Source organism: Gimesia benthica (genome assembly GCF_009720525.1).
GTDB classification, from domain to species: Bacteria; Planctomycetota; Planctomycetia; order Planctomycetales; family Planctomycetaceae; genus Gimesia; species Gimesia benthica.
Genome location: NZ_CP043930.1, coordinates 7339309 through 7352726 on the forward strand (window position 1 = coordinate 7339309; position 13418 = coordinate 7352726).

The 13418-nt window shown below is 52.7% G+C and carries 10 protein-coding genes; 5 read left to right on the plus strand and 5 right to left on the minus strand.

Annotated elements, in window-relative coordinates; all coding sequences use genetic code 11:
* The first annotated feature begins 20 nt into the window (after nucleotides 1-20).
* From prfA to murA, 3 genes are all read left to right on the plus strand, one after another.
* The gene (gene prfA / locus F1728_RS28740; RefSeq protein ID WP_145041680.1) at nucleotides 21-1103 is read left to right on the plus strand and encodes a peptide chain release factor 1; all 1083 of its coding nucleotides are present in this window, start codon (nucleotides 21-23) and stop codon (nucleotides 1101-1103) included.
* Between the two features lie 42 nt (nucleotides 1104-1145).
* On the plus strand, nucleotides 1146-2069 hold the full coding sequence (gene prmC, locus F1728_RS28745; protein ID WP_155366879.1) for a peptide chain release factor N(5)-glutamine methyltransferase: 924 nt from the start codon (nucleotides 1146-1148) through the stop codon (nucleotides 2067-2069).
* 65 nt (nucleotides 2070-2134) lie between these two features.
* Nucleotides 2135-3559: a UDP-N-acetylglucosamine 1-carboxyvinyltransferase gene (murA, locus tag F1728_RS28750; RefSeq protein ID WP_145441053.1), complete on the plus strand. Its 1425-nt coding sequence runs from the start codon at nucleotides 2135-2137 to the stop codon at nucleotides 3557-3559.
* Between the two features lie 44 nt (nucleotides 3560-3603).
* On the opposite strand, the gene F1728_RS28755 is transcribed toward murA, so the two are convergent.
* The 5 genes from F1728_RS28755 to F1728_RS28775 form a co-directional block, all read right to left on the minus strand.
* On the minus strand, nucleotides 3604-5094 hold the full coding sequence (locus tag F1728_RS28755) for an outer membrane protein assembly factor BamB family protein (RefSeq protein WP_228030392.1): 1491 nt from the start codon (nucleotides 5092-5094) through the stop codon (nucleotides 3604-3606).
* A gap of 25 nt (nucleotides 5095-5119) precedes the next feature.
* Entirely contained in the window at nucleotides 5120-6712 is a 1593-nt protein-coding gene (locus F1728_RS28760) for a DUF6798 domain-containing protein (RefSeq protein ID WP_155366880.1), read from the minus strand.
* Between the two features lie 69 nt (nucleotides 6713-6781).
* A complete protein-coding gene (locus F1728_RS28765) occupies nucleotides 6782-7036 on the minus strand; it encodes an RNA polymerase subunit sigma (RefSeq protein WP_155366881.1) in 255 nt (84 codons plus the stop codon).
* Nucleotides 7037-7174: 138 nt separating this feature from the next.
* The gene (locus F1728_RS28770) at nucleotides 7175-8740 is read right to left on the minus strand and encodes a pyridoxal phosphate-dependent decarboxylase family protein (protein WP_194242576.1); all 1566 of its coding nucleotides are present in this window, start codon (nucleotides 8738-8740) and stop codon (nucleotides 7175-7177) included.
* Between the two features lie 181 nt (nucleotides 8741-8921).
* Nucleotides 8922-10040 (minus strand): FtsW/RodA/SpoVE family cell cycle protein, encoded by a 1119-nt coding sequence (locus F1728_RS28775; protein ID WP_145041674.1) that lies wholly within the window; start codon nucleotides 10038-10040, stop codon nucleotides 8922-8924.
* 188 nt (nucleotides 10041-10228) lie between these two features.
* Here F1728_RS28775 and F1728_RS28780 point away from each other — a divergent pair, with 188 nt between their 5' ends.
* Both F1728_RS28780 and F1728_RS28785 read left to right on the plus strand, forming a co-directional pair.
* The gene (locus F1728_RS28780) at nucleotides 10229-11497 is read left to right on the plus strand and encodes a rhomboid family intramembrane serine protease (RefSeq protein ID WP_155366883.1); all 1269 of its coding nucleotides are present in this window, start codon (nucleotides 10229-10231) and stop codon (nucleotides 11495-11497) included.
* A gap of 292 nt (nucleotides 11498-11789) precedes the next feature.
* Nucleotides 11790-13382 (plus strand): hypothetical protein, encoded by a 1593-nt coding sequence (locus tag F1728_RS28785; protein ID WP_155366884.1) that lies wholly within the window; start codon nucleotides 11790-11792, stop codon nucleotides 13380-13382.
* Nucleotides 13383-13418: the final 36 nt, after the last annotated feature.

Consider the following 13418-nt stretch of genomic DNA (forward strand, 5'->3'; position numbering starts at 1 on the left):
TTAATCGTGGATTCGGGGTCATGAAGTTTCCCACTCTGCAGGCCAAACTGGAACGTTTCGAAGAGCTGGAAAAACAGCTGCAGGATCCAGAGGTACTGACAAACACCACCAAGCTGGTCGAAGTTCAACGCGAGTATGGCGGTCTGGCCAAAGTCGCTCAGGAAGTCCGTGCGTTCAATACCCGTGAAGAGGATATTGAAGTCGCGCAGGAAATGCTCGAGGAAGAAACCGACCCGGACGCCAAAGCCTACGCACAGAAAGAACTGGATCAACTGTGCGAAGAACATGAAAAGCACACCAAAGATCTGGAAGACCTGGTTGTTGCCGGCGATTCGATTACGCGTGGCGGTCTGATTATGGAAATCCGCGCTGGTGCCGGCGGGGATGAAGCCGCGCTGTTTGCCAGTGAGCTGTTCCAGATGTACCAGCACTTCGTCGAAGCCCAGAAGGGCTGGAAGACAGAAGTACTGAACCTGAGTGCGACCGAACTTGGGGGCGTCAAGGAAGTCACATTCTCCATTTCCGGAGAGGGCGCTTACCACCGTCTGCAGTTTGAGAGTGGCGGTCATCGGGTGCAGCGTGTTCCGGAAACAGAAACACAGGGGCGTGTCCACACGAGTGCCGCGACTGTCGCTGTGCTGCCCGAAGCCAGTGAAGTGGAAGTGGAAATCAAACCGGACGATATCCGCCTGGATACTTTCCACGCCAGTGGCCCGGGGGGACAGAAAGTCAACAAGACTGAAAGTGCCGTCCGCATTACGCACTTGCCGACAGGCACGGTCGTGCAGTGTCAGGATGAAAAAAGCCAACACAAGAACAAAGCCAAAGCGATGCGCGTGCTCCGCAGTCGGGTGCTCGAACAGATGCAGCAGCAGGCCGCTGCAGAGCGTGCTGATCAGCGACGGACGTTGATTGGTTCAGGTGACCGCAGCCAGCGTATCCGGACTTACAACTTTCCGCAGGGACGAGTGACGGATCACCGGATCAACCTTTCTCTGTACAAGCTGGATCAGATCATGCAGGGTGATCTGGATGAGCTGATCAACGCACTGTTACAGTTTGACCGCGAAGAGCGTCTGCTGGGTGACAGCGCCAAAAAATAATTAAAGCGTGGCTGCTTCAGTTTCTGACTGACAGGCAGTTCGATGGATCGTGACGTGACAGATAACTCCCCATCTCAGGAAGTCGGTTCGAATGCATCTGCAGAACCGTGGACCGTGCGTCGCATCCTGGACTGGACCACAAGCCATCTGGCGAAGCATGGCAGTGATTCTCCCCGTCTGGATGCGGAGGTCCTGCTGGCGTTTGCACGTAATTGTGAGCGGATTCGGCTCTACACCAATTACGAAGATATCGTGACCGAAGAGCAGCGGGCAACAATGCGTTCGCTGGTTCAACGTCGCTCTCATGCCGAACCGGTGGCATACCTGGTAGGCAAGCGGGAATTCTTCGGGCTCGATTTTTATGTCGATCAGAATGTGCTGATCCCGCGTCCGGACACCGAAACCCTGGTCATGGAACTGGTCGAAGAAGCACAGAAACTGACTTCTCCCCGGATCCTCGATTTATGTACCGGAAGTGGATGTGTCGCGATCGCAGCTGCAGCAAACTGTCCTGCCGCTTCCTTTCTGGCGACGGACATCAGCGAGCCGGCTCTGGCTATCGCGCAGAAGAATGCTGAGAGTAATGGCCTGCTGGGGCAAATTCAGTTTCTGTTAAGCGACTGTTTCGAACAGCTTCCCGCTGAGGGGCAGTTTGATCTGATTGCCAGCAACCCCCCCTATATTCCCGATGCCGAAATCGAAACACTGGATGCCGATGTGCGTCAACACGAACCGCGACTGGCTCTCGCGGGGGGAGCGGACGGCCTCGACTTTTATCGGAAGATCATTCAATCAGCGATTCCTTATCTGAAAGAAGGGGGATTCCTGTTGCTGGAATTTTCGCCTGAGCAGGAAACCTCTTTGAGAGAAATACTTACGACATTCGGAAATTATCGGAATATCAGAGTGAAAGCAGATCTGGCAAATCGATCCCGGGTGATCGTTGCGCAAAAATGCCTATCTTAAAATAAAGGCTTTACCTATACTGTCCTGACCCCAATTTCATCCAGTCAACTCCAGGAGATCCAGGGATGGATATGTTTATCGTTCGCGGAGGCGAACGGCTTTCCGGCAGTGTTACAGTCAGCGGTGCGAAAAACTCAGCATTGCCATTAATGGCGGCTGCACTGGCCTGCGAGGGGGAAACGACTTTAAGCTCCATTCCCAATCTGGTTGATGTGACGACACAGTCCCGGGTATTAGGCTCTTTAGGGATGGACGTGCAGCGCGATGAGTCTGGTCTGCTGCATCTGAAGACCGTCGATGAAAGTGCCTGCATTGCCGACTATGATCTGGTCCGGCGTATGCGGGCCAGTGTCTGCGTGCTCGGCCCTTTACTCGCGAAACGACGGATGGCATGTGTCTCTCTGCCGGGCGGCTGTAACATCGGTGATCGCCCGATTGACTTGCATCTCAAAGGGCTGGCTGCTCTGGGAGCACAAATTCGTGTCGATCGCGGATACGTGATCGCTCGTGCCGACCGCTTACGTGGCGCCAATATTTTTCTGGGGGGAGCATTCGGAAGCACCGTTACCGGTACCTGTAACGTGATGATCGCCGCTACCCTGGCTGAGGGAACGACAACCATTGAGTCGGCTGCCTGTGAGCCGGAAGTTGTCGATGTGGGTAACTTCCTCAATGCTTGCGGGGCGCGTATCGAGGGGTTGGGTACTCCCTTCCTGAAGATCGAGGGAGTGGAGCGTCTGCAGGCAGTCGAGCACGAAGTCATACCGGACCGTATTGAAGCTGCCACGCTGATGATTGCAGCTGCGATGACCGGCGGTGATGTGCAGTTAAACGAAGTTCGCCCGGATCATATTACCGCAGTCATGGAAAAACTGCGTGAAATTGGAGTGACGATTCAACTGGAGTACCCCCAGCAGCCGGAACGCAGACAGTCCGTCTGGGTGAAGGTTACTCAACCCCTGAAATCGGTGGATTGTATCGCCTTGCCCTACCCGGGAATTCCCACGGACGTCCAGGCACAGCTGATGTCACTTTTGGCCTGTGTGCCGGGGATCAGTATTGTGACTGATAAAGTTTTTCCCGATCGTTTTATGCATGCTTCGGAGCTGGCCCGCATGGGAGCGAAAATCCGACGGGAGTCGGCCAGTGCGATTCTGAATGGTGTTTCCCGTCTGAGTGGTGCCTGTGTGATGGCATCCGATTTAAGAGCGAGTGCGGCCCTGGTCCTGGCAGGACTGGCGGCTGAAGGCGAGACCGTCATTCGCCGGATTTATCATCTCGATCGGGGCTATGAATGTCTCGAAGAGAAGCTGATAGCACTGGGCGCGAACGTGCAGCGGGTTAAAGACGAACCCGAAAACATGCCCGAGAGCCTGAAGCTGACCGACGGGGAAGAACGCCCCACCTATTCCGAGCTGTTGGATGCTCTGACAGGGCCGCATTGGAACCTGAATTCCAGTGAGAAACCAACCCCGTCCGCTGAAGGCTGATCTGAGCCTCTGAATCACCTGTGTTGTTGTCCGCGAGAGCTATTTTACTTTTTCGCAAAGTCCAGACAGATCAGGTGTGATTCACTTCTCAGGTAAAGTTTCTTGTGAGCCAGTACCGGTGCTGCCCACGCGGGGTAGGTGATCTGAGGGAACGAGGTCCGGCAGACTTCACTGAATTTTTCCGGGTCTACCTTTACGATGGCCAGAGTGCCGCGTTCACCCAGCACGATGAATTTATTATCAGCCAGGATTGCTGAACCACGTCCGTAAAAAGGCCAGGGGGCCGGCTTGCCGGTATCGATCCATTGAAATTTTCCGGTGATCTGATTCGGTTTGACCTTGTCTGCCACCGGTGAGGTCCCATCGGTTTCCCACATGACTTTTCCGTCAGAGAGCTTCACACACCGCATGGTCGCCCCGCGTTCGTGACGACCGCTGAAACCATAGAAATATCCGTCGTGAAAAATACTGGTCGACCAGTGCGTCATCATGTTGGTGGGATCACGCCACAGTTCTTTGTAGCTCTTCCCATTCGGATTCACTTCGAGCAGCGCCGATCCCACCTGGTAGGCTGCTGACAAAAAGATCTTGTCATCAACGACCACGGGCCGGGCAGCATTCACAGAGTCTCGCAGCAGCGAACGGAACCAGTATTTGAAATTGATGGAACCATCGTCGGGGTTGAGTGAAACCAGTCCCTGACGCATCAGGCACAGCAGGTGTCGCTTACCGTGAATCGTCGCTGCAATTGGTGAGGAGTAGCTGGAAAGCTTTTCATTTCCCCGCCACTTATATACGGGAAGTCGTTCCCAGCCGGTGGAAGTTCCATCCCACACATCCTTGCCGACGTTCTGCCAGAGTGTTTTTCCCGTTTCAGGATCGAAGGCGACCATTCCGGAATTCGGTTTTCCACCAACCATTACAATCAGTTTATCACCTTCCATGATGGGGGTGGCGCCAACGCCGAAGAAGCCGGGAGGCACGTCGAAATCTTTCAGGCAATCACGATGCCAGACTTCTTTGCCCTTGTCGAGTGTCAGGCAATACAGTTTGCCTTGTGCCCCAAATGTGTAGCAGTACTTCGATGTCAACAGGGGAGAGCAGCGAGGGCCGTTATTGTAACCATATGGATCACGGAAGTCAGAGGGGTACTCGTACTTCCAAAGCGGCTTTCCTGATTCGGCATCGACGCATTCGATGACTTCCTTGCCGGGCCCATCATCGTCTGGCCGATGATGAATCACGAGTCGATTTCCCAGAACCGAAGGAGCACTGTAACCCGTTCCGATTTTTTTCTCCCAGAGCAGGGGGGGGCCTTGTCGGGGGAATTCATCGATCAGGCCGGTTTCCGCAGAGATACCTGTTTGCTCTGGTCCAAGAAAATAGGGCCAGTCTCCCGTTTTAACCGACGGTGGCTGAGCCTGCAGCGATGAGTCAAATGGTTTTAGAGCGGTAGACAGGACGAACAACAGGACGGTTGAGCACAGTGTCATTTTCCAGGAGCGGCGTAGGACAGCGGGATCTTGTGTGTGCATGAGTGAAACCATTAAGTGGAAGGATTCAGGGAAGTTGATAGATCTTATAGGTTGGATTCTGATAAACAGGTTCGATGGTTTTAAATGGGCCGAGGCGTTTCACCAGCAAATGAGTGATTCCGGTCTCCCGTTTCAGCACCTGCAGGCCTTCATCGTCAAAGCCTTCATTATAGTAATTCTGTCCCCATTTTCGAAGGTATTTCAGCCTTCGATTCCATTCCACGATGCCTGGCGCGTCCTGGGGACAGTCTTTATAGGTTACATATTCGGGGCGTTGTGCGTACCACTTAAAATCAGACTGGTGGATTGGAGTCAGAAACAGGGCTGATTCGGGGGTATTTTCTTCGATCCAGTGGCAGGCATCCAGCCAGTCTGACCGTTGTTGCGCTGTCATCTTGTGGACCGGGGGTTTGGCCCATGCCGAATAGAAAACTCCTCCAAACAGAGCCAGGCTCAGCAGGCTGACTGTCACGACAGCAAGTCGGGAACTTCCCTGTTGACTTCCCGCAGCATTCTCTGTGGGAGCGAAACAACGCTGGTAGATCCCATTAATAACTGTAACCGTCACCGCCAGGGGGAGCAGTGAATCAAACAGGCGAAAGGGATAAAACTTCAATAGCGACATTCGGAAAGCGTAATACGGCATATCAGTCGCTGGGCGTGGTCCTGCTCCCAGTAGAAGTCCAACACAGGCCAGACCTAGAGTCCCCGCGATAAAATACTGGAAGAAACGAAACTGAAAGTCTGAGCTTTCCTTTCGACGTAATATAAACCAGACCACGAGCAGCAATCCATACAGAAGATAACTGAAGGTGTCGAAGTCCATGGGATCCAGGTGGTGTTTGAGCCGGTAAAAGACCTGGATGAAGTTCGCCGAAAATTCTTCCCGGGGAGTCCCCCCCTGAAGCAGACTCAATGCAGGGATCAATCCCGGCAGAGAACATAGAATGAGCCAGCCGATGGCCGGAATGGCCTGGCTGGTGGTCAGTCCCAGCGAAGTTCGATTGAGTGACTTTCGCTGTACGACCGCGTAGCATAATAACGCAAAGAGAGCACAAAGCAGCCCCCAGACTCCCACAATGGGATGCCAGCAGATCGTCAGCCCCAGATAAACTCCGGCACGATTCCAGTGCTGTTCACAGGCATTGGCCAGAGCTAAAAACAGAAAACCATAAGCGAACACCTTGGATTCAATGCCGCCAACAATCCATTCCCCTGAAAAGTTGCCGAAGGCGGCGATGCCAAGATAGAGCGCAGCGGCGATCAGGGGAGACCAGGTTCCTGGGGTCAATACGCGCAGCAGCCGAAACCAGCCGATCGCCAGCAGCAGACAACCCGTCAGTCGCGCAATGACGACTGTCTGTGTCAGTGTGAGCCACTGCGTGAAGAATCCAATCACCTGATAAAAGAACCGGTGTGCGTTGGAAGATTCAAGAAAGAAATCTCCTTCGCACCATTGGGGATTCCAGTAATGTTTCGCCTTGCAGAGGTAGTGCGGCTCATTAGTGCCGGGGATCGGAAACCGGAGAAAGGAATCGACGGCGAAGGAACCGGCAATCAACAGGATGAGCAGGATGGCTGGAGGTGATGTTTTAGTCGCTGTGGATTCAGAGGTCACTGAACTTGAGCACCTTATTAAGCCATCGGGTTTAACCGGTACAGGGACTGCGCAAGTCGCCTGACCGTGTTATTTCTTCTTTGCTTTTTTCTTCGCAGCTTTTTTAGCTGGAGTTTTTTTCGCGGTTACTTTTTTGGCCGGAGATTTCTTCGCTGGGGCTTTCTTTGTGCTGGCGACGGATTTGGAAGCTGTTTTTTTCTTGGCACTTCCTTTTTTCTTTGCTGCTTTCTTTTTGGTTCCCTTTTTGTCGGGTTCACCAAAGATTTTATCATAGTTTTCCCAGAACTTGGGAGTTGTACCGGTACGAACAATGGGGCCGCTCATGGTCTCATCTCTCCGTTTGGAATTCGAATTCACAAACTGGTAATATCAATCGAAACGTTAAAAACAGGTTGTATTATAACCTGTGACAATGTTCTTGTCTTTTCCGAGCGACGATTCTTTCGATCTGATCCCAAATTGTCAAGTCTGTTCACAATGATCGGTCTGGGGAGAAGCAGGAATGGTGTCCCTGAACTTTTCGACTTTTGTTTGAATCGAATTCAGCAGTTGTCTGAGGTGCGATTCCTTCGTGAGGGGATTCATCACGGTAATTCGAAACGCTGCCTGACCATCCAGTACGGAATGAACAATGTAGAATTCCCCGGATTCGATGATCTGGCGTCGCACTCGGAAGTGAATCATATTCTGCTGTTCCAGAGGCAGGGCTGCCAGCCAGTCAGGCAAATACCGAAAGACAACAATATTACACTGCGGATCATGCACCGCTTCAAAGTCCGGCATCTCTTTGAGCAGGTTGTGAAACGTACGTGCGGTCTCGAAGGTGACGTCAACCAGATCGGCAAAGAGCTGTTTTCCAAACAGGGCCCAGGTCCCCCAGAGTGCGTAGCTGTTGGCACGTTTGGTACACTCAATCGTTCGCAAACCCAGATCATAATCGGCGATTTCTGGGGCAGATGGATCGAACAAATAAGGGGCCTGCTGTTGAAACGCAGTGAACCGGTGCGCTTTGTTCTTAAAAAAGAGAAAGGCGCTTAATGCGGGGATGAACATCATTTTGTGAGCGTCAAATACGACACTGTCGGCCCGGTGCAGACCACGTGTCAGGTGTCGGTGACGCTTTGAAAAACAGGTGGGGCCCCCATGGGCAGCATCGACGTGCAGCCAGACCTTGTACTTTTCACACAGGTCAGCGATCTGTTCCAGTGGATCGAAAGCTCCTATAGGAGTCGCACAGGCACAGGCTACCACAGCGATGATCGTCCGCTGTTCCGATCTGCATTGCAGAATCAATTCTTCCAGAGCCTGAGGTTGGATTCGACGTTGTTCATCAAGGGGTATCTTGAGAATCTGCTCGGTTCCGATCCCCAGGATATTTGCTGAGCGGGTTACACTGTAGTGGGCATCCGCGGAAACAAGCAGGACGGGAGCAGCATCCAGTTGTGCCTGAGGGCCCAGAGTTCCGATTTCCGGGCAACTCTGATTGCGGGCTGCCAGGAGGCCTGTGAGGTTGGCCAGTGAGCCACCATGTGTTACCAGTCCGGTAAATTCACCAGGTGTGAATCCAATTTCGGTGCCAATCATCTCTATCAGGGCCAGTTCGACGGCGGTAGCCCAGGGACCCATTTCATAGACCGCCATGACCTGATTCGTCACAGCTGTGATTGCATCAAACAGTCCGGCCAGAGGGACGGAAGCCGGTACCTGATGACCAATATAGCGGGGGTTTTGCAGATTGTGCCCCCGATCCAGCATCGTCTTAGCCAGCAGGCGGAAATTCTGAATCCGATTTGTAATATCGGAGTCGACACTCTCTTCAGTCGGCGCCTGTAACAATTGCTCCAGTGCCTGTTTCAGATTTTCTGCTGGAGACTGCCAGTTTAACACTGGTGTGTCCGGTTCAGTCAGGGAACGAGCATGTGCCGTCAGTAGTTCCGCTAATGTCTGGCTAGCGGCGGAGAGTAATTCCGGGTCAAAGGCAGCTTCAATTCGGGATCGCGCAGAATTGAATTCTTGGTCTTCGGTCATTCTGGTTACAACTTTATCAGGCGCTGGAATCATTTCTCAACAGGCTTCTGTGTTGAGCTAATTCTCTATTGTATCCAACCTGAAATGGCCGGAAATGTGTACGGCTGGACAAAATGCGTGATTTTGAAATCTCAAGGCAGCGGATACTGAATTGAGTGCACCTCCGGGGAATGGGAGAGGCTTAGAACCGGAATGGTTCAGCGTGAATTTCGTAGCCGGGTCGCATGCAGATATTGATCAGCAATCCCAAGGCAAGACAGGTGCTGAGCATACTGGTCCCGCCGTAACTCATCAGAGGAAGCGTCATCCCGGTGATGGGCATCAGGCCGACGGTCATTCCCGTATTGATGATTGTCTGCGATGCCAGTAGGGTAACAATCCCCACCGCGACCAGTCGCCCAAAGGGCTCGCGGGTGGCTGTCGCGATCTGCAATCCCCGGATAAAGAGAAAGCTGAAGACCGCCAGCGCAAACAGGCAGCCCATAATGCCAAACCGTTCGCCAACCAGGCAGAAAATGAAGTCGGTACGACCCGCGGGCAGATGGTAGGCCGCAGGATCATCGACGGGCATTCCGGCAATCTCGCTTCCCCAGACTCCCCCCAGTGCCAACATCTGCTTTGACTGGTAGAGGTGGTAGCCGTCTCCACGCGGCATCTCGCCTCCATCACGCTGTGTGAACAGTGCCACGATACGAGATTTCTGCTCGGGATTCATCTGGAGCCAGAGGAGTGGCAGCATACAGATTCCCAGGAACACGATGGTAATCAGGTGCCGTGGGCGGGCTCCTGCGGAAAACAGCATGGCGAACAGGATCGGGAAGAACAGCAGGGAGGTTCCCAGGTCTGGTTCACGTAGAATCAGAATAACGGGGACACAGGTCAGTATGAACGGGACAATCAAACCCGGGATCCGTCGATAATTCTTGCGGTACATCAGATAATGGGCCAGAGCCAGGATGTACGTGATCTTCGCCAGTTCCGAGGGTTGAAATTTAAAGAAACCGAGCGGAATCCAGCGTCGGGAACCGTTCACGGCGGGAATGAAAAAGACGGCTATCAGCAGGATCAGCGTCATTAGAAACAGGGGGTAGCTGATGCTCCGCAGATTGCGGTAGGGAAACAGAATTGTGCCGGTCAGTGCCGCAAGTGAGATCAGGATCCAGACACACTGTTTCTGGAAATAATGTCCCTGTCCAGCCAGTTCATCGCCGCGCGCAATTCCTGCCAGACCACAACCCATCAGAATCAGGATGCAGCAGAGCAGGGACCAGGGAATGCGATTTAAGCCGGAGTAATGCATGTTGTTCAGGTTAAAATATCTCTTGATTTGGGTGACATTTTGTAGCGGAAATCGAGAATTGGGGGAAGAGCGATCTTTTTTATGAAGTTCCCGGGCTGAGATTTCTTTTCAGGTGTCAAATCAGCGAAAATCAGCTATTCTTGTGCAGAAGTGAACCAAGTTCCTGTCGGATTATTTATTAAGAGTCAATGTTGCATTCTCTCAAAAGTTTCTGTTCCCGCTTTCCTGTCACTGCAGCCTTTATCGCGATTGCAGTCGGGTTATTCATCGCCGTTCAGGTTTATCGCATCAACCACAATTCGGCTGGTCAGAGTGATTTTGATGATGCGCTCTGGAAACTGGGAGCCGTTCAGCCACTGGTCTTTGTACACGACCATCCGCTGATTGAAGAGAAGGATTATCCAACGGGGGGACCCTTCGATCTCTGGGCGGGAGAATGGTGGCGGATTCTGGTCAGCGGGTTCCATCATGGAGATTTGCTGCATCTGGTGATGAACTGCCTCGCGATCGGCTTTCTGGGACATCTGATTGAACCGGTAATACGTAACTGGATTTACGCGCTGTTTCTGATTGTCGCGACATTCGTATCCCTGCTGCCTGAGTACTACTGGGAGCACTATCCCGTGGGGTTGTCGGGAGCCGCGTTTGCGATGTTTGGTATGCTGATTCTGTTGCGTAAGACCGACGAGCACATTGCTGAAGTCTTTACCGATCGAGAAATTCACTGGGGCCTGGGCTGGCTCTTACTCTGTTTTGTACTGACCTATCTGGGAATCCTGAATATTGCGAATGCCGCCCATGTGACCGGGTTCCTGTATGGACTTCTGGCGGGAGTGGTGGTGGTCAATCACTCGCGTTGGAAGAGCCTGTTCCGGTTTGCGTTTGTCGCGTTACATCTGGCTTTAATCCCGGCGACCTGGCTGGTCTGTCATCCTTACTGGAATGGAAAGTATTACTGGTACCTGGCGCGTCATACCGAGGACCTGGGGCAGCGGATCACCTATTTACAACAAGGGGTCGATCTGTCACCGGGCGAACCAAAAATTGGCGCAGAACTCGCGTTGAGTCTGTATCGCACCGAGTCAGTCCCCTTTGGTTCCTGGGAGACCATTCTCAAGTCTCTCAAACGGAATCGAAGCTATGAGAAAGGTGTAGAGCTGGCGAGGTTGATCTGGAAACAGTTCCATTCCGAAGACCAGAAAGCACAGGCTCGGGCCATGGTGGACGAGATCTTTGGCGATGAGTCTGAGGCCTGGTCAGACCGTCTGCAACTGGCACAGGTGGAAATGGTGCAGACTGATCTCGCTCCCGAGCGAGGTGGTAAAGGTCCCGCGGAGGAACTGCTGTTCTTGAAAGAGCAGGGGCCGCAAACCAGAACTCTCAAGCCCCAGGACTTGACCGCGCCACCCGTAGATCCCGGTTCTCCCCAGAGTGCCGTCGAAGGCGTCACCCTTTGATTCAGTGCTGAAATCGTCAGAATCGCTTTATCCCCTATAAGCGTCAGAATCGACAGCAGCACATGTTGATTTTTCGCGACGGTCTCGATTCACCAAACTGATTTTTCCGTGGCAGGACTGTTTGAACTAGGCTATCAATACACATAATTCCTGTCATGCTGCGCTACAGGTTCTGTTAATGCGTTCCCCACGCTGGTTTGAGATGAATCAGGCAATTGACGGAACGACCTCGTCTGCTGAACCGGTGCCGCTTATGATGTAAATAGAAACCTCGTATCACGATCAATTGATTATGGCCACTGCTTTGAAAAATCAAAACGAGTCCACCAACGAGAATTCCCCTGAAGAGCTCGAAGAGGATGCCGTCCTCGTCGATCGCTTTCCGGAAGCAGTCCGCGTTTCCCGGTTCACGTTCTTCTCGGTCTGTGTACTTTCACTGGCCTTTGTCTTGTTCAGTTCGATGCCGCTCTGGCATACCGATATCTGGGGACACTTGGCCTATGGCAGATTGATCTGGGAGACAGGGAGTATTCCCGATTTCGCACCCTTTATGCCTCTGGCGTCGGGAATGTCATTCATCGATACCGCCTGGCTCAGCCAGATTACTGCTTTCAAAATGTTCGACATAGCGGGAGTCGCGGGAATTAAGTTTCTGTACGCAGCCGCCATTACGGCTTGTATGACGCTCCTGCTGTACCGTGTCCAGCAGCGAACCGGGAGCTTTTTCTGGAGCATGCTCTGTGTAGCAGGATTTCTGTTATGTGACTGGAAACAACTGGGGATCGTGCGCCCTCAACTGGCCGGATTACTCTGTTTTGTGACGCTGTTTTTCTGCATGACCTCGCGAGCCTGGAAAAAGGCGAACTGGGTTCTGATCCCGTTGCTGTTTGTTTTCTGGGCAAATCTACATGGCTCGTTCCCCGTCGGTCTGGGACTGATCGGCTGTTTTCTGGTCGGCCGTGCTGTCGATGTCAGTTGGAAAGCGCGGAACTGGAAGGCAATGCTGGGCGACAGTGGGACCCGACGCTACCTGATTTTGCTGGAAGTGTCTGCAATCGCGGTACTGCTCAACCCTTATGGATTGCAGTTATACAGCGAAGTCTTTTCGTTCTCGTCAAATCCGAATCTGGCCGATCTGATCGAATGGAATCCGCTGACGTTGCGGATGTATCAGGGCAAGACTGCGGCGCTCATTGCTTTACTTCTTGTTATCGCCAGCCGCTTTACACCTCGGCGTATTTCTACAACTGAAGTGCTACTCCTGGTTGGACTGGGTGTCTCCGCCATGTGGAGTTCCCGGATGATTATCTGGTGGGCTCCCGTAGCCGCTTATTACCTGGCGATTCACGGCGCTGCCATCTGCAGGTGGAAATTAAAACGACTCGCAGATCCCTCGGGGGACAAAGTCTTCTGTGCAGGGAAATGGACGATTGTGTCGATCGGTATGGTCTGGATCTGTTTTGCCATCACTCCCATGGGCTCTTTCATGCTGCATGGGAAACTGGTTGATTTCAAGCGGAGTGTCTCCGAGTATACGCCGATTGGGGCAGTCGAATATCTGAAAGAAAAGCAGATTCAGGGACAGCTCTTTAATTCCATGGAACTGGGAGACTACCTGCTCTGGGCGGGCCCCGAGAATCTAAACATATTTGCCAATTCACACGTGCATCTGCTGCCCCGTGAAGTCTGGAATCATTACCTCAGGATCAGTAATCGCGCTGGCGATACAGAAGAGCTGCTGGATCGTTACGGTGTGAACACAATCGTGCTGGACCTGCCACGTCGGGAATCGCTGATGAAAAGTCTGACTAAAGAAGGCGTCTGGCGCGTGGGGTATAAAGACGGTCGGTCGGTGGTTCTATTAAGAGCAGACCCCATTAAATAGCCTTCGATTACCGATCCGTTTCAGAAATTATTCCGT